This window comes from Acidobacteriota bacterium, assembly GCA_040752915.1.
GTDB lineage: Bacteria > Acidobacteriota > UBA4820 > UBA4820 > DSQY01 > JBFLVU01.
Genome location: JBFMHB010000031.1, coordinates 15586 through 36490, shown reverse-complemented (window position 1 = coordinate 36490; position 20905 = coordinate 15586). Strand labels below are relative to the sequence as shown.

Here is a 20905-nt window from a genome sequence, read left to right as displayed (position 1 = left end):
GAACCCTTGACAGGCCGTCGGTCTCCAAAGTACTATTCGTATCTTACGCCTCGCGCCGAAGTGGCGGAATTGGCAGACGCGCTGGGTTCAGGGTCCAGTGGCCTCACGGTCGTGGGGGTTCGAGTCCCCCCTTCGGCACCAAACGATTCCACAGGCGGGCGCCCCGAGCGCCCGCTTTCGTTTTTCAGGCGACCTTCCCGAGGGGGGACGAGAAGGGCGGGGGCTTCCGTGGTTTTCAAGGCGAGGCGCCAACTGCTTGGCGCCGAACCGTAGAAAACAAGGAAGGGGACCCGCCCCGGGAATCCTAGGCGGCCTTGAAACGCAGGGGCCTCTGGCCCCGAGGCTTCCAGGCCGCCTCGATTCGAGTCCCCCCTTCGGCACCAAACGATTCCACAGGCGGGCGCCCCCGAGCGCCCGCTTTCGTTTTTTTTTGACCGTTCCCGCACCGGTCTAGTGTTGCTATTTCGCAACAATTTGCTAACCTGAACGCAATCGATCCGTTCGAGGATGGGAGTTCACGGGGAGCCGTTCATGAGAAGAAGCCGGGCAGCCTGGTCCGTGGCGGTCTTGGTGGGTGCAGTCCTTCTTTCCGCCTGGGCCTCCGGCACCTTCAGCGGGGCCGGAGCGACCTTCCCGTACCCCCTGTACGCCCGCTGGGCCCATGCGTACCGCGCGCTCACCGGCTCGGCCTTCAACTACCAATCCATCGGCTCGGGCGGGGGCATCCTGCAAGTCCAGCGGGGAACCGTCGACTACGGCGCCTCCGAATATCCGCTCACTCCCCAGGACCTCAACCGGTTCGGCCTGATCCAGTTCCCCATGGTCGTGGGCGTCGTCGTGCCGGTCGTGAACCTCCCGGGCACGGACCCGAGCCCCCTGCGGCTCACCCCCGAACTGCTCGCCGATCTTTTCCTCGGCCGAGTGGTTCGCTGGAACGACCCCCGGATTCTGGCCCTCAACCCGGGAAGGGACCTTCCCGGTCTGGCCGTGGGAATCGTGGGCCGGGCCGATGGATCCGGTACGACCTGGCTCTTTACGCGATACCTTTCCAGGATTCACCCTGGATTCGCTTCCCGCGTCGGGGTGGGGCCCTCGGTCAAGTGGCCGTCCGGCATCGCCGCCAAGGGGAACGAAGGCGTGGCCTCGTACGTCCGGGAGGTCCCCGGCGCCCTGGGGTACGTCGAATACGCCTACGCGGTGCAGAGCGGACTGCGTGTCGTCGCCCTCGAAACCCCCGGAGGCACCTTCGCCGAACCCAATCGGGCTTCGATCCGCACGGCCCTCGATCGCGAAGACTGGGCCTTGGGGCCCGGTTTGGAACTGGACCTCATGGACAGCCCGGAGCCCGGGGGATGGCCCATCCTGGGGGCCTCCTACATCCTGTTGCCGCGAGAGCACAAGAACCCCTCCAAGGGACGCGCGCTCCTGGATTATTTCGACTGGTGCCTCCGAGAGGGGGCCAAGGCGGCCGAGGAGCTCCATTATTTTCCCCTGCCGCCTGTCGTGGTGAATCGGGTGGAAACCCACTGGAAGGAAAACGTCCGCTCCGGCGGGCGGGCGGTCTGGCCCTAGGCGCCATCGGGAGCGGCAGGATGTCGACCGGCTCGATCCACACACCCTCCCCCTCGGCGAGGGGGAATCCGCCAGGCGCCAGCCCGAAGCGCAGAAGTGCCGCGGACGCCCTTTTCCGAGGGACGAGCACCGCCTTCGCGGTCCTCGTGCTGGTCATCCTCGGCGCCATCCTCGTGGTCCTACTGTTCCAGTCCTCCGAAGCGTTTCTTCGATTCGGCCCTTCCTTTCTGTGGTCCCGCGACTGGGATCCGGTCCGGGACCTGTATGGAGCGCTTCCCTCGGCGTACGGCACCGTGGTTTCATCGCTCATCGCCATCCTCATCGCGGGCCCGGTAGGCATCGGCGTGGCGGTGTTCCTCACGGAAATGGCCCCCCCGTGGCTCTCGAGACCCGTGGGGCTTGGGATTGAACTTCTCGCGGCCATCCCCAGCATCATCTACGGCATGTGGGGCCTTTTCGTGCTCGCCCCCTGGCTGAACCGAGTGCTCTATGCGCACCTCCAGGAGCACTTCGGTTTCATGCCCCTTTTCAAGGGTCCTTCGCTCGGCATCAGCATGCTCACCGGAGGCCTGATTCTGGCGGTGATGATCCTGCCCTTCATCGCTTCCGTGACGCGCGACGTCTTCCGCCTGATCCCTCCCATGCTCAAAGAATCGGCCTACGGCCTGGGATCCACGACGTGGGAAGTCATCCGCAACGTGGTGATCCCCTATGGGAGGTCGGGAATCGTCGGAGCCATCTTTCTCGGACTCGGGCGCGCTCTCGGCGAGACCATGGCTGTGACCTTCGTGATCGGCAACTCCCACGTCATCTCCGCCTCCCTCCTCAGCCCCTCCAACACCATCTCCTCGACGCTCGCCAACGAGTTCGCCGAGGCCACCACCCCCCTCCACGTGTCCAGCCTCGTGGCCCTGGGCCTCATCCTGTTCCTGATCACCACGCTCATCCTTTCCCTCGCCAAGTTCCTCCTGTGGAGGATGGAGAAGGCCCTGCCGGGAGGGTCCAAGCGATGATCCCGCGTGGATTCAAGTACGTCCGGCGCAAGGTGGCCAACTGGGGGATGCTGGCCCTTTCCGGGACGTCGGCCGTCTTCGGTCTTTTCTTCCTCTTCTGGATTCTGGGGGTCGTCCTGGCGAAGGGCGGAAGCGCCCTGAACCTGGACTTCTTCTTGAAGCTCCCGGCCCCGCCGGGAGTGGAGGGAGGCGGCATGGCCAACGGGATCGTGGGCACCCTGCTGCTCACCGTCCTGGCCACCGCCATCGGGGTTCCGTGCGGCCTCTTCGCGGGCACTTACCTCGCGGAGTACGGACGGAACGGCGCACTGGCCAACACCGTGCGGTTCATCAGCGACGTCCTCACGAGCGCTCCATCCATCGTGATCGGCGTGTTCGTTTACGCCGTCCTCGTCCGCCCGCTGAGGAGCTTCTCCGGACTCGCGGGCGGCGTGGCGCTCGCCTTCATCATGATTCCCGTCGTCACCCGAACCACGGAGGAGATGCTCCAGCTCGTGCCCAACGCCCTGCGGGAGGCGGCCCTCGCCCTGGGCGCCCCGTACTGGAAGGTCGTCGTGAACGTATGCTACCGGAGAGTCCTCGGCGGCATGACCACGGGGATCCTTCTGGCCATCGCGAGGGTGAGCGGCGAGACCGCCCCCCTTCTGTTCACGGCGCTGAACAATCCTTACTGGAGTTTCAACCCCTTGCACCCGACGGGCACGCTGAACGTGACCCTCTTCAACTACGCCATGTCGCCGTACAACGACTGGCGCGCCCAGGCCTGGGGGGCGGCTTTCCTCATCACCGTGTTCGTGCTGATGGTCACGATCCTCGCGCGATTCGTGGTGTCCCGAACCCAGACCGGGAGGACCCTGTCATGAACGAGATCCTGGTTGCCCAGAGCGTCCAAGCCACCGCACCGGTTCCCGGGGAGGCCGTCCAGCGGGAGCATGACGTCCGAATCGACGTGCGGCGCTTGAATTTCTACTACGGGACTCAACAGGCCCTGCGGAACATCAACCTCCCCATTCACTCCCAGGAAGTCACGGCTTTCATCGGCCCCTCCGGATGCGGGAAATCCACCCTCATCCGTTGTTTCAACCGGATGTTCGATCTGTACCGGGGACAGCGCGCCGAGGGCGAAATCCTCCTGGACGGAAGGAACATCCTGGACCGGGACGTGGACGTGACCTCCCTGCGCGCCAGGGTGGGGATGGTCTTCCAGAAGCCGACGCCCTTTCCCATGTCCATCTTCGACAACGTGGCCTTCGGAATCCGTCTCTACGAAAACCTTCCCAAGTCGGAGCTGAGGGAAAGGGTGGAGGTGGCGCTCCGCCGGGCCGCCCTTTGGGAAGAGGTCAAAGACATCCTCGGCCACTCGGGGATGAGCCTCTCGGGGGGCCAGCAGCAACGGTTGTGCATCGCCCGGGCCATCGCCGTGGAGCCGGAGGTCTTGCTCATGGACGAGCCCGCCTCCGCGCTGGATCCCATCGCCACGGCCAAGATCGAGGAACTCATCGACCAGCTCAAGGGACGGTACACCATCGTCATCGTCACGCACAATATGCAGCAGGCCGCGCGCGTGTCGGCCTTCACCGCCTTCCTCTACCTCGGGGAACTCGTGGAGTTCGGCGAGACCGAAAGGATCTTCACCAACCCCGAGCAGGGAAGGACACGGGACTACCTCACGGGCCGCTTCGGTTGAGCCGAACGGGACCGTTGCGTCCAGGGCCGGCCTGATCCGGCAGGAGATATCGCATGGGGCGCGGAAGAGACGAGATTCAGCAGCTCTTGGAGAGCATCGCCGCCATGGCCGACGACGCGGGCAACCTTCTGCGGACGGCCTCGGAGGCGTTCCTTCGCTGCGACATGGAGGCCCTTCCGAAGATCCGGTCGGCGGAGCGGGCGTTGAACCGAATGGAGAACGCCAACGACGCCCGGTGCCTTCGGATCCTCGCGCTGTACCAGCCCGAGGCGGACGACCTGAGGAGCGTCCTCATGGCCCTCAAGATCAACAACGACCTCGAGCGCATCGGGGACCACGCCCTCAACGTGGCGGAGCGCGCCGAGCAGGTGGGGACTTTCCCCTCCGCCTCCTCCGCGGACATGTTTCGAAGGATGAGCGACGTCTGCCTGGCCATGCTCAGCGACGCCATCACCGCCTTCGTGGCCCGCGATACGGCCCTGGCCAAGACCGTCATCCGGCGCGACGACGAGGTGGACGAACTGCTTCAGAAAGCCATCTCCGACGTGCTCTCCGAGCGCTGGTCCGAGAGGGCTCAGCGTCAGACGGCCATCGCGCTGGTCTTCGCGGCCAAGGAGTTCGAACGGATCGCCGACCTCTGCACCAACGTGGCCGAAGACGTGGTCTTCATGGCGGAAGGGACCTCCCTCAAGCACCTCGGGAAGGTCTGACCCCAGGGGGCCTCTTGGATCCCGCCTCCAATCAGAGCCCCGCGAGGGCCTCCTCGAGGTCCCGGAGAAGGTCCTCCTTCGCCTCGCAGCCCACGGACAGGCGGACCAGCCCGTCCGTGATTCCCGCATCCAGGCGCTCCTGGCGGGACATGGCCGCGTGCGTCATGGAGGCGGGGTGCTGAATGAGGGTCTCCACCCCCCCGAGGGAGACCGCCAGCGTGGCCAGACGGACCCGCTCGAGCAGCTTCCGGCCCGCCTCCACCCCGCCGCGCAGTTCGAAGGAGATGAGCGAGCCGGGGCCCTCCGCCTGGCGCGCCATGACTCCCGCTCCGGCGAATCCGGGGAGACCCGGATACCGAACCGAGGCGACGGCGGGATGCGCCTGGAGCATGGCCGCCACGGCCCGGGCGCTCTCCTGCGCCGCCCGAACGCGGAGGGCGAGGGTCTTGACCCCCCTCAGGACCAGCCAGGCCTGGTGGGGGTCCATGGTCCCGCCCAGGTAGTGGAGGACCGATCGGACCCTCTTCCAAAGGGCCTCGTCACGGAAGACCAGGATGCCCCCCACGACGTCCGAATGGCCGTTCAGGAACTTCGTCACCGAGTGAAGAACGACGTCCGCTCCGTGGCGGAAGGGCTTCTGCAGGACCGGGCTCATGAATGTGTTGTCCACCACGAGGAGGGCGCCTGCGCCGTGGGCAATCTCGGCCGCCAGCGCGATGTCGGTGACGGCGAGGGTGGGGTTGGCGGGAGTCTCCAGGAACACCAGGCGAGTGGAGCCCTTCACGGCCCTCCGGAGGGCGCCGTCGTCGCTCGTGTCCACGAAGGTCGCGGCGACCCCGAAGCGGCTGAAGTCGCGGGAGAGGACGACTCGCGAGGGCCCGTACACGGAATCCCCGCAGACCACGTGGTCTCCCTTCGAGAGCAGGGCGAAGAAGATCGTGGAGACCGCCGCCATCCCCGAGGAAGTGGCGAGCGCGAAACCGCCTTCCTCCAGCGCCGCCACGTTGTCCTCGAGCATTCGGACCGTCGGGTTCCCCATCCGGGTGTAAATGTAGCCGGGGTCCTTCCCCGCGAAGCGCGAGGCCCCCTGGTCGGCGCTCGTGAAGGCGAAGGTCGAGGTCTGGAAAATGGGGGGGGCGACGGCGCCGTAGGCGGGATCTGGATCCTGACCCGCGTGGATGCAGAGCGTGTCGGTTGCGAGGTCTTTCCGTCCGGACGTGGTCATGGGTTCTCCTTCGGGGCGGGAGCGCGGCGCCTCCCGCGGAGGCGGCATTGTACAACGAATCGGGCTGGAACCGGACACGGGGAAGGCGCTTTCAGGCGGGTTCGAGCCCTTTGAGGCGTGAGGCCGCCGCACCCATGCACAAGACGACCAGGGCAAAGCTCACGGCGCCCACCTGCAGGGCGGCCCCGGCGAAGTCCGCCTCGGGACCCCGGCCCACCAGGTGGGCGTAGTAGCGGTAGACGGGCCGCGCGGAGAGGACGAGGACGAGGCCCACGTAGAGAAGGGAGAGGAACATGTAGGTGAGCCCCCAGGCGCTCATGACGGCCTTGGCCGGGTTGCGCGCGTCGAAGACCGGCGCGACGCATCCCAGGCACAGCGCCAGGGCGGCCAGGGCCAGCGAGGAGGCCATGGCGAGGAACAGCGTGTAGTGCAGGGCCTCCCCCCGCACGCCCAGAAAACGGTTGGATCCGTACAGGGCGCAGGACGCCAGCATGGAAAGAGGCACGGCGGTGAAAAGGTACTTGGCCCACAGGTAGGAGCCCACGCCCAGGGGGAGAGCTCGGGAGGCAAAATAGGCCTTCCCCTCGGAGGAAACGGCCGTGAACGCGAATCGGCCCGCCACCGAGGCCACGATGAGCCCCAGGGTGGCCAGGTTCCAGTAGGAGACGGCCACCTTGAGGACCGCCACTTCCTGTGGAAGCAGGCGCACGTTGAACAGGTAGATGACCACCAGGGCCGCCAAGATGATGAGCTGCCCCCACTGGGTGGGATCTCTGAAAAAAAGAAGGAGGTCCCTGCGCAGAACGGCCCGACTGGCTCGGCCGGCGGGGGCGAGCGACACGGCCGTCCCGACGAGGGCGCGTGCCACACGGGACGGGGGCGTTCCGGGTCGCAGACCTCCCTGTTCTTGGGCTCTTCCGTACCCCCTCGCGTGGAGGAGGCGGAGAAGAACGGCGAGAAAGACCAGGCTCGCCGACGCGAGGCTCGCCAGCCGCACAAGGCCCGGCAGGGCCCTGTCCCAACGGCCCTCGGCGCCGTGAACGATGAGGGAGGCCAGCCACGTGGAGGGAAGGAGGCGCTCGCTGGGCATGGCAATGGACCCCAGAACGTCCGCGACCTGGAGGCTCGTGGCCGGATTCAGCAAGGCCTCGGGGCGCGCCAGCCGGAAGAGGACGACCAGGAGGCACAGCATCACCACGGTCAGAACCGTGAGCACTTGGTGGAGCCTTCGGGCGGGAAAGAACCGGGCCATGAGGACCGTGAAGGAAATCCCCCAGGCCAGGGGCGTAGCGAGGTACAGGAGGAGGCCGAGCAGGTCCAGCGCCAGGACCGACGGATTTCGGCTCTGAAGGCTCCAGTAGGCCGCCGCGACGGGAACGAGGAGGAGGGCCACCATGTAGGACGCGCTCGCCCCCGCCTCCAGCGCACGGTACCCGCGGAGTCCCCCTCGTCCCGCCGGAAGGGGAAGGAGAAGCGAAAGGTCCTCGTCCAGGTACAGGAAGGACAGGGCGCTCACGGAGGCCGAAAAGAGAAGGAGGGTGAACGTCGTCAGGAGGACCAGCCCCATCAGCTTGGCCGCCAGGGCGGTGAGCAGGGCCGCGGGGACTTCCTCCGTGGCCAGGAGGTTCTCGAAGATTCGCCGGAAGAAAAGGAAGTCGGCCGCCAGGAAGCCCGCCCCCAGGACGAGGAATCCCGCCCCGAAGAGCGCCGTCACCGGCCGGAGCGGCCAGAACCGGTGAAGGGCCATGGCGATCCGGCATCGCAGAAGAAGGAGCGGCCCTCTCATGGCCTCTCTCCGAAATCGCCCAGGAGCGGGACAAAGACGCACCGGTCCTTCCACTCGAAGTCCAAGGCGCCCGACGGCGTCCGCGTAATCCTGAGGAGGGTCTGCCCCGAGGCGTCGCGAACGGGCGCCAGGAAGATCCCCCCCGGCGCCACCTGGTCAAGGAGCGGCGGGGGCGCGGCCGGGCAGCAGGCCGAAACCAGGATGCGGTCGAAGGGAGCCTCCTCCCGCCACCCGTGCCCTCCATCTCCGATCCGGAGCGGGATCCCCGGAAAGCCGGCGGCCCGGCAGTTGGCCTCGATGCGGCGCGCCAGCTCCGGGTGCCATTCGATCCCGAAGGGCCGCGCGCCCATGGCGGCGAGGAGGGCCAGAACGTATCCCGATCCCGATCCCACCTCCAGAACCCTCATGCCCCGGCGGATCAGGAGATGCTCCAGCATGAGGGCCACCATGAACGGCTGACTCACGGTCTGACCCAGGCCGATGGACACGGGATGGTCCCCGTACGTCGCGCCTTCGGCCTCGGGCGGGATGAAGTGGCGCCGGTCCACCCGCAGGAAGGCGCCCAGCACCCGTCTGGACCGGACCCCCCTCCCCGCGAGGTGCCTTCTCACCATTTCCCGATTGGACAGCGAACCGCTCATGGCACGGCCTCCCCACCCTTGCGCCTGCGCGTCAGGAGCGCGAAGAGGCACCCCACGGCCGTGGCCAGAAGCGCGTCCGCGCCCAGGGCCCACCCCGGCCCGAGGGCGTCCCAGAGCCCGCCGGTGAGGAGGGAAGCCGGCAGAAGGGCCAGACCTCGGACGGCGTGGTAAAGGCCCATTCCCGACCCCATGAGCGATCCAGGAATCAGCTCGCTCAGGTAGGCCTTCTTCACGCCCTCCTCCACGGCCTGGAAGGGGCCGTAAAGGACGAAGAGGAGGAGGACCGACGCGGGGGAGCCGGCCAGGGCGAAGCCCGCGTAGACGGCCCCGTAGTAAAAAAACGAGAGGAGCACGACACGCCTGCGGCCCCAGCCATCGGCCCAGACTCCCACGGGCCCCGAGATGGCGGCGTAGAACAGGTTGAACAAGGTGTAGACGCCCGTGACCCCGGCCACCGAGAAGCCCGCTTCCCGCGCCTTCAAGAGGAGAAACGTATCGGAGGAGTTGGCCAGCGTGAACAGGGCCGTCACCACGAGGAAATCCCGGTAAGCCCCCCCAAGGCGGACCGCCTCCCCCAGGGACGGACCGCGGCCCCGCGGAGGCGAATCGGGCACCTTGTCCCTCAGGAGCGGGATCAGGACCAGGGCCAGGACTCCGGGCAGGAGGCTCAGCCAGAAGATTCCCCGGATTCCGATGGTCGTGGAGGAAAGCAGGAGAGCCGCGATGGCGGGGCCCACGGCGGCGCCAGCCGTGTCCAGGGCCCGGTGGACCCCAAAGGCTCTCCCTCTTAGTTCCGGCGCTGTGCTGTCGGCGATGACGGCATCCCGTGGTGCCGTGCGGATCCCCTTTCCCGTCCGGTCCACCAGGCGCGCCCCGAAAACGGATCCCCACCCGCCCGCCGAGGCCAGCACGGGCCGGGAAGCGAGGGAAAGGCCGTAGCCCAGAAGCATGGGGACCTTTCTCGTGCGGAAGCGGTCCGAAAGCACACCCGAGAAGACCTTCAGGAGGCTCGCGAGGGCTTCCGCCACGCCCTCCACCACTCCCAGGGAGGTCCGAGAGGCCTTGAGAACGCCCGTCAGAAAGAGAGGCAGGAGGGGGTAGATCATCTCCGAGGAGATGTCGTTGAACAGGCTGACCAGGCCCACGATCCAGACGTTCCGGGGGAGGCGCCTCGGCTCCATGGCGGACATTGTCGCGCCTCGGCTCCGGGGGGCGCAAGGCGGTTCTCTCCGCCAGGGATTCAGAAGGAGGGACGCCGTTTCGTGCTACGCTTTCCGGGGAGGTGGGAAATGGCTCTCCTGGACGACATCCGCAAGCGCGCCGCCGCCGACCTCAAGCGAATCGCCCTGCCCGAGGCCGAAGACCCCAGGACCCTGGAGGCCGTCCGTCTGATCCTTTCGGCCCGCACGGCCCTTCCGGTCCTCGTGGGGGACCGGAGGCGCCTCGAAAAGCGGCTGGCGGACCAAGGGCTCTCCGACGCCGTCGTGGAGGTCCTGGACCCCTCCGAACCCCGGTTCGAGCGGGAGGCGGCGAGGACCTATCTCGAGCGCAACCGCGGCCGAGGAGCCACGGAGGACGAGGCGCGGACCCTCGCCCGAAACCCGCTCTACGCCGCGTGCCTCCTGGTGGCCCAGGGGCGGGCCGACGGGGTCGTCTCGGGCGCCACGCACACGACCGCCGATTCGGTCCGGGCGTACCTGCGCTGCTTCGGACCGGCGGCCGGCATTCGGACCGTCTCCTCCTTCTTCCTCATGGTCACTCCCAGGCGCGAGTTCGGCGAGGACGGCGTGTTCGTCTACTCCGACGCGGGGCTCGTTCCCTATCCGACCTCGGAACAGCTCGCGGAAATCGCCCTGTGCGCCGCCGAGTCCTTTCGCCTTCTCGTGAACCGGGAACCGAAGGTGGCCTTCCTCTCCTTTTCCACCAAGGGTTCGGCCCGGCACGAGAGCGTGGACAAGGTGGTGCGGGCCCTCGAGACCTTTCGGGCCCGAGCGCCGCACGTCAAGGCGGACGGAGAACTCCAGGCGGACGCCGCTCTCGTCCCCAGAGTGGGGGCCTCCAAGTCGCCCGGGAGCGCCGTGGCGGGCCAGGCCAACGTCCTCATTTTCCCCAACCTCGACGCCGGGAACATCGCCTACAAACTGACCGAGCGGCTCGCCGGCGCCGTCGCGCTCGGCCCCATCCTCCAGGGGCTCTCGGCCGCGGCCAACGACCTCAGCCGGGGGTGCTCGGCCCAGGACATCGCGGACGTGGCCGCCGTCACCGGGGTCCAGGCTCAGGCCTTGGGTCCCCGGTGAGGATGCAGGAAACAGGGTATTGCGAATGGGGGAGCCGCCTCTGGAAACGCCTTCCGACCCCGAATCCGGGACGGCCGTACTCATCCCGGCGCGGGACTGCGGAGACACCATCGGGGAACTCGTCCGAAGCCTCGTCGACGTCGGGCTGACGGTGACCGTAGTGGACGACGGGTCCTCCGACCACACGGGCAGGGAGGCCGCCGCAGCGGGAGCCCGGGTCCTTTCGCGCCCCTCCCCCGCCGGAAAGGGGGCGGCCCTTCGCGAGGGGCTCGCCCACCTGCTTCAAGACCCGGGGCTGGAGTGGATCCTCCTCATGGACGGCGACGGGCAGCACCTTCCCGCCGAGGCCGGTCGCCTCCTGCGGGCGAGGGCTCCCGGAATCGACCTCATCCTTGGGAACCGGATGGGGCAGTCCGAACGCTTTCCCCCGTTGAGGCTTTGGGCGAACCGCCTCGGAACGGCGCTCGTGGCCCTCCTGACCGGGGAACCGATCCTCGACTCCCAGTGCGGCTTCCGGGCCCTGAGATCGGACCTGGCGCGCTCCATTCGGATCGAATCCGACGGCTTCGGCGTGGACGCCGAAATCCTTCTCAAGGCGCTCGGCGCGAAGGCGCGATGGACCCACGTGCCGGTGAGCGCGGTGTATCAGGGCGGGGGGAGCCACTTCCGGGCCTTGGCCGACACCCTTGTGGTCCTCAGGGCGATTCTGCGCCATGGCTGACCGTGCCCCCTCGATCCCTTGGGGGGGCGGCCCCCTGAATCGGGGATGGCTTCTCGCCCTGGGCGAAGCCCTCGCCCCCGCCGTTCCCCGCCAGGTGGCGCGCGCCCTGGCCGAGGCCATCGCAGAAGCCTACGCCCTGCACGGGCCCGAGGTGCGGAGGTCCCTCGCGTCCAATCTCCGGGGCGCCTTCCCCGACCTCCCTCCGGGAGGCCCGGAGGAGCTGGCCATCCGGACGCTTCGCGCGTACGCCCGCGGCGTGGCGGACTATCTCCGGGCGCCCGTCGATCCTCCCCGCGTCGTTCCCCGGTCGCCCGCAGCCACCGAGCGGATGGCCCGGCAGGGCGGCAAGGTCCTCGTAACCGCCCACCTGGGCAACTGGGAGGTCGGCGGCGCCTTCCTGGCCGCGTCCGTGGGACCGCATTGGATTCTGGGCTTTCCGGAGCGGGACCCGGACCTGGAGCGCTTCCGGAGCCGGAGACGGGAGCGGCAAGGCCACCATTATCTCCCGGCGGACGCCGTGCTTCGGTCCCTTCCCGCCCTTCGATCTTCCCTGGAGCGCGGAGAGAGCGCGGTCATCCTCGCCGATCGGGCGGTGGGGCGAGACCGCGCGCCGGTCGTTTTTCGAGGGCGCCCCGCCCACTTCCTCCGAAGCCCGGCCCTTCTGGCGGCCCTGGCCGGCGTCCCTCTGGTCCCCACGGCGGTCATGGCGGAACAGGACGGGACCTATTCGGCCTGGGTGGGCGAACCCGCCCGGTGCGGGGGCGATGACGGGTCGGTCCGGGCCGCGCTCCAGGGGGCGGCGGATTTCTTCGGGGCCGTACTGGAACGGTATCCGGACCAGTGGTACAATTTTTATCCCTATTGGCAGGAGGGTCCATGACGAACCTGGAGGTCACCTCGGAGACGCAGGACGGCGTCGTGATCGTCCGCCTCAAGGGCTTCCTGGATGCCCACAACCACGGGCTCTTTCGGGAATGCGTGGCGGACCACGTGGCCCGCGGCGCCAAGAGGCTCGTAGTGGATTTCTCGGAGCTCGTGTACATCGGCTCCTCCGGCATCGAAGTCGTCCTCTCCCACATCCAGCCCCTCAGGGACCGCGGGGGCGACATGATCCTGTGCGGCATGTCCCCCAAGATTTTCAAGGTGTTCGACCTCCTCGGGCTGCCCGCGCTCTTCGTGATCTGCAAGGACGCCCAAGAAGCCCTCCAAAAGGCACATGGGTGATCCCTGGACCTATCTCCGGCCGGAGGCGCCCGCCTTCGCCGAGTGGAAGGAGAAGGGCTCCCGGTTCCTGGGCCACGCGGGCCCCATCGATTCCCCGTCGGGCGCTCTGGCCTTTCTGGACGGGCTGAGACGCCGCTACCACGACGCGACCCACCATTGCTGGGCCTACCGCTCCGGATGGCTGGACGCCCTGGAGTCCCGGTTCTCGGACGACGGGGAGCCGTCCCGGACGGCCGGACAACCCATCCTTCAGGCGATGGAGGCCCGCGGCGTATCCGACGCCTGCGTGGTCGTCGTGCGGTACTTCGGTGGAATCAAGTTGGGGCCGGGGGGGTTGGCGCGAGCGTACCGGACCGCCGCGGCCCAGGCCCTTGAAGCGGCCCGACTCGCGCCCCATGTTATTCACGTCGAGGCGGAGGTGGCGATTCCCTACGGAATGCAGGGTCTCCTGAGGAGGGAGGCCGAGCGTGTGGGAGCGGACCTGGAGGACGTGGGCTACGAAGGGCGCCTGACCCTCCGCGCCAAGGTCCCGAAAGGGCGGTGGACGGAGTTCGAATCGGCGCTTTCTGCCCTGTCCGAATCCTGCGGGGGAGGAGTCACATGGAAATTGAGGTGAAGGTGGCCGTGGAAGCCCTCCCTCCGGTGGCCGAAAAGGCGAGGCAGCTCGGATTCGAGGAGGTGGAGCCCAGACACTTCGAGGCAAACACCCTCTACGACTTCCCGGGCCGTCCCCTCTCCGTGGCGGGGTGCCTCCTGAGGGTGAGGGAGTGTCGGGGAACGGCCCTCCTGACGTTCAAGGGCCGGCTGGTCCAGCACGAACGATACAAGGTCCGTCCCGAGAAGGAGACGGTCTGCGAGAGCGCCGAATCACTTCGGGGGATTCTGGAAGGGATCGGCCTCCGCCCCTTCTTCCGGTACGAGAAGTTCCGCACGGAGTTCCGGGCCCCCTCCCACACTCTCCTCTGTCTGGATGAGATGCCCTTCGGAGCCTACCTGGAGCTGGAGGGCGAGCCCGAGGGCATCGAGGCCGTGGCATCCGCCCTTTCCATCCGTCCGGAGGCGTACATCCGCAGATCCTACGCCGATCTGTACGGCGAACACTGCCGGAAGCTCGGCAAGCCCTTCGGCGACATCCTCTTTCCGCCGGACCATGACCGCACCTAGGGCCGTCGTCCTCACGGCGGGGCTGGGCACGCGGATGCGGCCCTTCTCCCTCCGTTGGCCCAAGCCGGCCTTCCCCTTTCTCAACCGCCCTCTTCTCCACTGGATTCTGGACGGACTCGAGGCGGCCGGCGTCCGGGAGGTCTCCCTCAACCTTCACCACCGCCCTTCCGCCCTGGTCCGCGCGGCAGCGTCTCGAAAGGGCCCGTTGCGCCTCCGATGGTTTTTTGAGCCCTCCATTCTGGGGACGGCGGGACCCTTCCCGATCATGGCGGCTGAACTGGGGCGGGAACCCTTCCTCGTCCTGAATGGGGACACCCTAGCTCCCCCCCCCATCGAGGCGTTGAGCGCCGACCTCGCCGCTCACCCGGAGGCCCTCTGCGTCATGGCCCTTCGGCCACGTTCCGGGTCCTATACGGCCGTGGACCTGGACGAGGAAGGCCGGATCAGCCATTTCGGCCGCGGAGAGCACCAGTTCACCGGGATCTACCTGGCGCGGCCGGACCTTTTTCGCCATCTGACTCCCGGGCGTCCCGCGGAGCTCGTCGCCCACGTACTGGGTCCGCTCCTTTGCGAAGGGGCGATTCGGGGGGTCACCTCGCCGGGGCCCTGGTTCGACCTGGGTGACCCCGTGAACTACCTGGAAGCGGCCCTGGGGCTCCTCGGCGCCATGGCCTCGGGGGAGATCCCGATTCCGGCCGGGTCCCGGCTCGAGGTTCGAGACGGGTTCCCCCTCCTGCTGCACCCCACCGCCTGGGCCTCCCGGCGCGCGGAGGTAACGGGCCCTCTGGCGCTGGAGGAGGGCGTTCTTCTCGGCCCCCGGTCCCGGGCCGGCGGTTCGGTGCTCCTGCCCGGCGCGCGCCCGACCCCCCACCAGCCCCTGGAGGGCGTCTTGGCCTGGAGGGGCGGGTCCCTCCGTGCGTCCTGAGGACGGCCCGGCATGTGCTTAAATGGAGTGTGCGGGGAGGGAGGATGCAGGTGACCGATCGCGCGAAGGTAACCGCCCTGATCCCGGCGGGGAACGAGGCCCACCAGATCCGGGAGGCCATCCGCAGCGTGGATTGGGCCGACGAAGTCTACGTGGTGGTCGACGCGGCCGGCACCGACGGGACGGCCGACGCGGCCCGCGCCGTTCCCGGGGTCCGGGTCGAGGTCCACGAGTACGGCTATTCGGCGGCCCAGAAGAACTGGGCGATTCCCCGGGCCTCCCATCCCTGGGTCTTTCTCCTCGATGCCGACGAGCGGTGCACCAAGGAGCTCCGCGACGAGGTGCTGAACCTCCTCGCGAAGGGTCCCGGGGAGGACGCCTACTGGATCCGGAGGCGGAACCTCTACTTCGGCCGCGTGATGCGCTTCGGGGGGTGGCAGACCGACTCCGTCATCCGCCTGTTTCGCAGGGAGTGCCGCTACGCCGACCGTCGGGTGCACTCGGAGATCGAAGGGTTCCGATCCGCCGGCAAGCTTTCGGCCCCCCTCCTCCACGACACCTTCCGGGACTGGGAGTCCTACCTCGCCAAACTGGACCGATACACCACCTGGGGGGCCGAGCAGGACCTGAAGGACGGCAAGCGGGCCGGATTCGTGAACGTGGCCCTTCGGCCCGCCTTCCGCTTCCTCAAGCAATACGTTCTTCGGTTGGGTTTCCTGGACGGAATCCCGGGCGTCATCGCGGTTTACCTGGCCGTCTACGGTGTCTTCCTGAAGTACGCCAAAATGTGGGACCTGCAAAGGCGAAGGCAGGCGGACCGTTTCCCGACCTCCGCCTGATCCTTTCCCCGCTGGGTCGCCAGCCGTTCAAAACCCCGGAAACCCTTGGCTCGCCTTGACAGGTCTCCGGAAGGCGCCCGATAATCGGGGGCAGATGAGGCCTGCCATGAGGACATTCCTCCGCCTGCTGGTGTCCGTCTCCCTCTTGATGGCCCCTGTTTTCGCAGCCGCCGGCGGCGTGGCCCGCATCCGCCTGGAGGGCGCCATTCACAAGGTGACCGAGGAGTACGTGCTCCGGGCCCTTTCGGAGGCGGCCGCCCAGAAGGCCGATGTCGTCCTTCTCGTCATCGACACGCCGGGGGGCTTCGTGAGCTCCGTGGAGGAGATTCAGAGGGCCATCCTTCAATCCCCTGTTCCCGTGGTGGCCTACGTGAGCCCCGTCAACGCCCGGGCCGCTTCGGGCGGGGCGCTCGTAGCCCTCTCCTGCGATCTCATCGCCATGGCGCCGGGCACAACCATCGGCTCGGCCCACCCCGTGAGCGCCCTGCCCTTCAATCTCCCCACCGCCCCTCCCAAGTCCCCCGGAGAAGGCAGAGACAAGGAGGGGCGCGAGCCCCCTTCCCGCCCCACGGGCGAGGAAATCATGCTGGACAAGATCCTGAACGACTTGTCGGCCCACGCCCGAACCCTGGCGGAACACCGGGGGAGGAGCCCGGAAGTCTACGAGAAGATGCTGAGGGAGAGCGTCTCCCTGACGGAAAAGGAAGCCATGGCCCAGGGGGCCATCGAACTCGTGGCCAGGGGGGAGGAGGAGGTTTTCGCCTACCTGGAGTCGCGCCCCCTCCGCCGGTTCGACGGGACGGAGGTGAACCTGACCCTGGGGAAGACCCCCGAGGTCAGGGACCTTCTTCCGACCCTCCGCCAGCGGCTCTTCTCCGGGCTGGCGAATCCCAACCTGACCCTCGTCCTGCTCCTGGTGGGGGTCATCGGTCTCTACGCCGAATTCAAGGCGCCCGGGCTGATCCTCCCCGGAGTGGCGGGGGGGATCTGCATCCTGCTCTTCGCCATGTCCACCCAGCTCCTTCCCATCAACGCCGTGGGTCTGCTGCTGATTCTGCTGGGCATCGCCTTCCTCCTCCTGGAGCTCAAGGTCGCCTCCTATGGTATTCTGGGCGCCGGAGGGGTCGTGTCCCTCCTCGTGGGAAGCCTGTTGCTGTACAGGAACAGCCCTATTCCGGAGTTGAAAGTGTCCCTGCTCGTCGTTCTCCCCATCGTCCTGGTTTTTGCGGCCATCCTCTTGTTCCTCGTGACCCTGGCGGTCCGGGCGTTCAGAAATCCCGTCGTCACGGGGGAAGAGGGCATGGTCGGCATGGAGGGTGTCGTGCGGGAGAGGATCACCCCCCCGGCGCCTGGAAAGGTCTTCCTGTTCGGCGAGTACTGGAACGCCGTGTGCGACCGGCCCGTGGAGGCCGGAAGCAAGATCCGAGTCATCGGTCGCGAGGGGATGACCCTTCGGGTCGCCCCCCTCGAAGAGGGAGGGTAAGCATGCCGCCGCTCAGTTTTCCCGTGGTCGCCGTCGTCGTCATCTTCCTGGGCTGGCTCTTCTCCTGCATCAACATCCTGAACGAATACGAGCGGGGCGTCATTTTTCGCCTGGGGCGCGTCCTTCCCCAGCCCAAGGGTCCGGGGCTCATTTTCGTGTTCAAGCCCTTTGACCGGATCGTGCGCGTGGCCCTCCGGACCATCGTCCTCGACGTCCCGCCGCAGGACATCATCACCAAGGACAACGTCTCGGTGAAAGTCAACGCGGTGGTCTACTTCCGGGCGGTGGACCCTCTGAGGGCCATCCTCCAGGTGGAAAATTACATTTACGCGACCTCCCAACTCTCCCAGACCACCCTGCGCTCCATCCTGGGGCAGGCCAGCCTGGACGAACTCCTCTCCGAGCGCGAGAAGCTGAGCCAGGAGCTCCAGGAAGTCATCGACCAGCACACGGACCCTTGGGGCGTGAAGGTGACGCAGGTGGCCATCAAACAGGTGGACCTCCCCCAGGACATGCAGCGCGCCATGGCCCTTCAAGCGCAGGCGGAGCGGGAAAAGCGGGCCAAGATCATCAACGCCGACGGCGAGTTCCAGGCCTCCCAGACCCTCGCCAACGCCGCCGAGATCATGGCCCAGAATCCCATTACCATGCAGCTGAGGTACCTTCAGACGCTCACGCAGATCAGCGCCGAGAACGCCTCGACGATCGTCTTCCCGGTTCCCGTGGAGTTCCTGGGCGGCCTGCTGAAGGGACGAGACAAGGCATAGCGGAGAGACCCATGTCGCTGAGGGCCCGCCGCTCCGCACTCGATCTCCCGCCGGGGGGCACCCCTCCCCGGACGGGGAGGGGTGACGTGTGAAGCCCGCCCGCAGACTGCCTCCGGGACTCGAGCTGGAAGTGTACCGGGACCTGGCCCGGACCTTCCGGTCCTTCGAGTTGAAGACCGTCGCCGAGGAGATCCTGAACTCCCTCCTGAATCACTTGTCGGCGGACTACGGCGTGATCATGCTCCTGGGCGAAAAGGGCCACTATGTGGAGCGGATCTTCCGCGCCGGGTTCACCCCCGCCCGCCACACCGCGGATCGGTTCGGCCTGACGCGCTCGGACGTGGAAGCCCTGATCCGCGACATGATTCCCAAGTTCAAGACCTTCGGCCCCAGCACCAGCGACCGTCCACCGGCCATCGAGGAGGGTGCCGCCATCGGGTGCCTGGCCCTCTTTCCCATCCAGCTCGTGTACGACTACGCGGGCCTCATCCTTCTGGCCGCCCGGGAGGACCGCCACGAATCCACCTACTTGAATCCGGAGGGCTTCCGGTTGCTGGAACGGGCTCTACCGGACTTTTCCTTCGCCATCAAGAACGCCCTGACGGCCCGCCGCATGAACGAGCTCATCACCAAGGACGACCTCACCCTGGCCTTCAACCGTCGTTTTTTCGAGGATTACCTCGCCGAGGAAATGGACCGCGCCAGGCGGTACAACAACCCGCTTTCCCTCATCTTCCTCGACCTGGACGGCCTTCGAGAGGTCAACAACCGGTTCGGGCACGCCATGGGTAGCCGGACTCTCCAGGAGGCCGCGGCGCGCATCATGAACGCGGTCCGATCCATCGACAAGGTCATCCGGTACGGCGGAGACGAGTTCTGCATCGTGCTTCCGGAAACGCCCTGGGAGGGAGCGCTGGAGGTGGCCGAGCGAATCCGCCAGCGACTCGCCTCGACGCCCTTTCTCCTGGAGGAGACCGGAGGGATCGAGATCACGGGGTCCTTCGGCCTCTCCTCCTATCCGGCCCACGCCCTGACCAAGGAGGACCTCATCAAGAGGGCCGACGAGGCCATGTACCGGATCAAGAGCCAGACCAAGAACGACATCCAGGTGGCCCGTCCCCTCAAGCGGTTCCCCTGAGCCTTCCATGAGCGATCAGATCACACTCAACGGTAGCCTCTCCGACATCAGCCTTCCCATCCTCCTCATGTCCCTGTACCGGGAGCGGGAGACGGGGATCCTGACGCTCGGGGACGGGACCTGGAACAAGTCCCTGTACCTCAGCGAAGGATCCGTGGTCTACGCCTCCTCGACGGACCCCGACGACGGCCTCCTGGAGGCCCTCTTGCGGAGGGGCCTCCTGAGCCTCCCCCACTACCTCCGCGCGCGCGAGGCGACGGGGGGCGGCCGGAGCGTCCACCAGGTGCTCGTGGACCTGGGCGCCCTCGGGCCCGAGGAAGTGGTCGAAGGGGTGACCCAGAACCTGTACGACATCGCCTTCTCCCTCTTCGAACTCCGCTGCGGAACGTACAGCCTGGGGCTCGCCCCCTTCTCCACGCTGGAGATGGTCACTCTCTCCCTGGACATTCCGATCCTCGTCTACAAGGGGATGCAGAGGATCGGCGCCTGGAGTCAAATCTACAGGGCGGTGGGCGACCCCTCCACGCGCCTTTCCCGCGTCCGGGACCTCCCTTCCTTCGTCGCCGAGCTGGACATGACTTCCGAGGACGAACACATCCTCGCGCTGACCAAGGCGGGAATGAGCGTTTCGTCCATCGTGGACGCCAGTTATCTCCCGGCCTTCCAGACCTACCGGCAACTCTGGATTTTCTTGACGCTGGGCCTGCTGGAGCGGGTGCCCGCGGAGGGTCCTCGCCGGAAGCCCACCCCGGACGACTTCGAGCCCCTCCTGGAGCGATACAACGACCTGTTTTCCTACGCGCATTCCCAGATAGAGCCCGCCGAACGCTCGGAGGACGCCTTTCAGGAACTCTATCTCGGCCTCCTGTCCTCCCATCCGCGCCTGGCCGACGGACAGACGGACCTCGTCCGTTTCGGCAAGATCGACGTGGACCTGGTCCTGTGGAACCTCCGGTCCTTTCCGGAAGAGGAGAGATACGATCGCCTCGTGGCCTTCCTTGAGGAGACCCTGTACGCCTTCGTCCTCGCCTCACAGCAGCACCTCTCCACCGAGGGCCATCAGCGTGTGCTGGCCTACATTCGGCGGAACGCGCGTTCCGCCGCCGGAGACGCTCCATGAATCGGGCCGGATTCCGTTCGGTTCCCTGGAGGCAGGTCTTGTGGATCGGCGCCGGCTCGGTGGCCCTGGCCTTTGTCGTGGCGGCGGCTTCCTGGCTGTTCACCCCACGCCCCTCCTCGGACCGGGTCCAAGAGACCAAGCCGATCCAAGAATCTCTCGTGGAGCGCCGTCCTTTCGTTCAGGAGTCCGCCGCGGCGGACCCGAAGGATCGTGACGCGCTTCCGGAGAGCCCCGCCACCCCGGAGGATCCGTTCCCCGCACCCACGCGCTCCGTTCCAGAAGCCTCGCCATCCGCGCCCATCCCCGCTCCCGTCCCCACGCCGCCCCCCTCCCCGACCGAGACGCGTCCCGTCGAGAAGCCCGCCAGGGCGGCCGGAGTTTCGATCCAGCTCGGAGCCTTCGGGACGCCCGCCAACGCGCGGGAACTCGCGGGGCGCCTGAAGGCGATGGGATACGGCGCCCAGGTGGCCTCCCAGGGCGGGCGTCACAAGGTGCTCATCCCCGGATTCCAGGACAGGAAGGCCGCCGAGAAAGCGCTCCAGGACCTGAAGCGCGCCGGGTTTTCGGGCGCGTTCGTCGTCACGTCGGAGTGA

Annotated in this window: 22 protein-coding genes and 1 tRNA gene; 19 read left to right on the top strand and 4 right to left on the bottom strand. The window is 67.4% G+C overall.

From position 1 onward, the window contains the following. The first annotated feature begins 54 nt into the window (after nucleotides 1-54). The 6 genes from AB1824_07510 to phoU all read left to right on the top strand — a co-directional run bounded on the left by AB1824_07510 (nucleotide 55) and on the right by phoU (nucleotide 4982). Nucleotides 55-141 (top strand) — tRNA-Leu (locus tag AB1824_07510). Nucleotides 142-531: 390 nt separating this feature from the next. Beyond that, the gene (pstS, locus tag AB1824_07505) at nucleotides 532-1572 is read left to right on the top strand and encodes a phosphate ABC transporter substrate-binding protein PstS (GenBank protein ID MEW5764810.1); all 1041 of its coding nucleotides are present in this window, start codon (nucleotides 532-534) and stop codon (nucleotides 1570-1572) included. Between the two features lie 20 nt (nucleotides 1573-1592). Beyond that, nucleotides 1593-2585 carry a phosphate ABC transporter permease subunit PstC gene (gene pstC / locus AB1824_07500; protein MEW5764809.1) on the top strand — a complete coding sequence of 331 codons (993 nt, stop codon included), beginning with the start codon at nucleotides 1593-1595 and terminating at the stop codon, nucleotides 2583-2585. Further along, nucleotides 2582-3448, top strand: a complete 867-nt coding sequence (gene pstA / locus AB1824_07495; GenBank protein ID MEW5764808.1) for a phosphate ABC transporter permease PstA — start codon at nucleotides 2582-2584, stop codon at nucleotides 3446-3448. Before pstC ends, pstA begins: the two co-directional genes overlap by 4 nt. Further along, nucleotides 3445-4272 (top strand): phosphate ABC transporter ATP-binding protein PstB, encoded by an 828-nt coding sequence (pstB, locus tag AB1824_07490; GenBank protein MEW5764807.1) that lies wholly within the window; start codon nucleotides 3445-3447, stop codon nucleotides 4270-4272. The genes pstA and pstB overlap by 4 nt, the downstream gene beginning before the upstream one ends. A gap of 53 nt (nucleotides 4273-4325) precedes the next feature. After that, the gene (phoU, locus tag AB1824_07485) at nucleotides 4326-4982 is read left to right on the top strand and encodes a phosphate signaling complex protein PhoU (GenBank protein MEW5764806.1); all 657 of its coding nucleotides are present in this window, start codon (nucleotides 4326-4328) and stop codon (nucleotides 4980-4982) included. A gap of 31 nt (nucleotides 4983-5013) precedes the next feature. Here phoU and AB1824_07480 read toward each other — a convergent pair whose 3' ends face one another. The 4 genes from AB1824_07480 to AB1824_07465 form a co-directional block, all read right to left on the bottom strand. Then, nucleotides 5014-6207, bottom strand: coding sequence for a PLP-dependent aspartate aminotransferase family protein (locus tag AB1824_07480; GenBank protein MEW5764805.1), 1194 nt, complete (start codon nucleotides 6205-6207; stop codon nucleotides 5014-5016). 91 nt (nucleotides 6208-6298) lie between these two features. After that, complete coding sequence (locus tag AB1824_07475) at nucleotides 6299-7993, bottom strand: hypothetical protein (GenBank protein ID MEW5764804.1); 1695 nt, start codon at nucleotides 7991-7993, stop codon at nucleotides 6299-6301. Continuing rightward, entirely contained in the window at nucleotides 7990-8634 is a 645-nt protein-coding gene (gene pcm / locus AB1824_07470; protein ID MEW5764803.1) for a protein-L-isoaspartate O-methyltransferase, read from the bottom strand. Before pcm ends, AB1824_07475 begins: the two co-directional genes overlap by 4 nt. Then, nucleotides 8631-9824, bottom strand: coding sequence for an MFS transporter (locus tag AB1824_07465; GenBank protein MEW5764802.1), 1194 nt, complete (start codon nucleotides 9822-9824; stop codon nucleotides 8631-8633). The genes pcm and AB1824_07465 overlap by 4 nt, the downstream gene beginning before the upstream one ends. A 99-nt stretch (nucleotides 9825-9923) precedes the next feature. Between AB1824_07465 and AB1824_07460 the strand changes: the two genes are divergently transcribed. The 13 genes from AB1824_07460 (at nucleotide 9924) to AB1824_07400 (ending at nucleotide 20905) form a co-directional block, all read left to right on the top strand. After that, the gene (locus AB1824_07460) at nucleotides 9924-10931 is read left to right on the top strand and encodes a phosphate acyltransferase (GenBank protein ID MEW5764801.1); all 1008 of its coding nucleotides are present in this window, start codon (nucleotides 9924-9926) and stop codon (nucleotides 10929-10931) included. 25 nt (nucleotides 10932-10956) lie between these two features. Further along, nucleotides 10957-11652, top strand: coding sequence for a glycosyltransferase family 2 protein (locus tag AB1824_07455; GenBank protein ID MEW5764800.1), 696 nt, complete (start codon nucleotides 10957-10959; stop codon nucleotides 11650-11652). Further along, nucleotides 11645-12532, top strand: coding sequence for a lysophospholipid acyltransferase family protein (locus AB1824_07450; GenBank protein ID MEW5764799.1), 888 nt, complete (start codon nucleotides 11645-11647; stop codon nucleotides 12530-12532). The genes AB1824_07455 and AB1824_07450 overlap by 8 nt, the downstream gene beginning before the upstream one ends. After that, nucleotides 12529-12876 (top strand): STAS domain-containing protein, encoded by a 348-nt coding sequence (locus AB1824_07445; protein MEW5764798.1) that lies wholly within the window; start codon nucleotides 12529-12531, stop codon nucleotides 12874-12876. Before AB1824_07450 ends, AB1824_07445 begins: the two co-directional genes overlap by 4 nt. Continuing rightward, nucleotides 12869-13492 (top strand): YigZ family protein, encoded by a 624-nt coding sequence (locus AB1824_07440; protein MEW5764797.1) that lies wholly within the window; start codon nucleotides 12869-12871, stop codon nucleotides 13490-13492. Before AB1824_07445 ends, AB1824_07440 begins: the two co-directional genes overlap by 8 nt. Then, nucleotides 13477-14040, top strand: coding sequence for a class IV adenylate cyclase (locus AB1824_07435; protein ID MEW5764796.1), 564 nt, complete (start codon nucleotides 13477-13479; stop codon nucleotides 14038-14040). Before AB1824_07440 ends, AB1824_07435 begins: the two co-directional genes overlap by 16 nt. After that, entirely contained in the window at nucleotides 14027-14965 is a 939-nt protein-coding gene (locus AB1824_07430) for a sugar phosphate nucleotidyltransferase (protein MEW5764795.1), read from the top strand. Before AB1824_07435 ends, AB1824_07430 begins: the two co-directional genes overlap by 14 nt. Before the next feature lie 50 nt (nucleotides 14966-15015). After that, a complete protein-coding gene (locus tag AB1824_07425) occupies nucleotides 15016-15804 on the top strand; it encodes a glycosyltransferase family 2 protein (protein MEW5764794.1) in 789 nt (262 codons plus the stop codon). A gap of 106 nt (nucleotides 15805-15910) precedes the next feature. Then, on the top strand, nucleotides 15911-17287 hold the full coding sequence (locus tag AB1824_07420) for an NfeD family protein (protein ID MEW5764793.1): 1377 nt from the start codon (nucleotides 15911-15913) through the stop codon (nucleotides 17285-17287). 2 nt (nucleotides 17288-17289) lie between these two features. After that, a complete protein-coding gene (locus AB1824_07415) occupies nucleotides 17290-18054 on the top strand; it encodes a slipin family protein (protein MEW5764792.1) in 765 nt (254 codons plus the stop codon). A gap of 88 nt (nucleotides 18055-18142) precedes the next feature. Continuing rightward, nucleotides 18143-19192: a GGDEF domain-containing protein gene (locus AB1824_07410; GenBank protein MEW5764791.1), complete on the top strand. Its 1050-nt coding sequence runs from the start codon at nucleotides 18143-18145 to the stop codon at nucleotides 19190-19192. Between the two features lie 7 nt (nucleotides 19193-19199). Further along, nucleotides 19200-20312, top strand: coding sequence for a DUF4388 domain-containing protein (locus AB1824_07405; protein MEW5764790.1), 1113 nt, complete (start codon nucleotides 19200-19202; stop codon nucleotides 20310-20312). Further along, on the top strand, nucleotides 20309-20905 hold the full coding sequence (locus tag AB1824_07400) for an SPOR domain-containing protein (protein ID MEW5764789.1): 597 nt from the start codon (nucleotides 20309-20311) through the stop codon (nucleotides 20903-20905). Before AB1824_07405 ends, AB1824_07400 begins: the two co-directional genes overlap by 4 nt.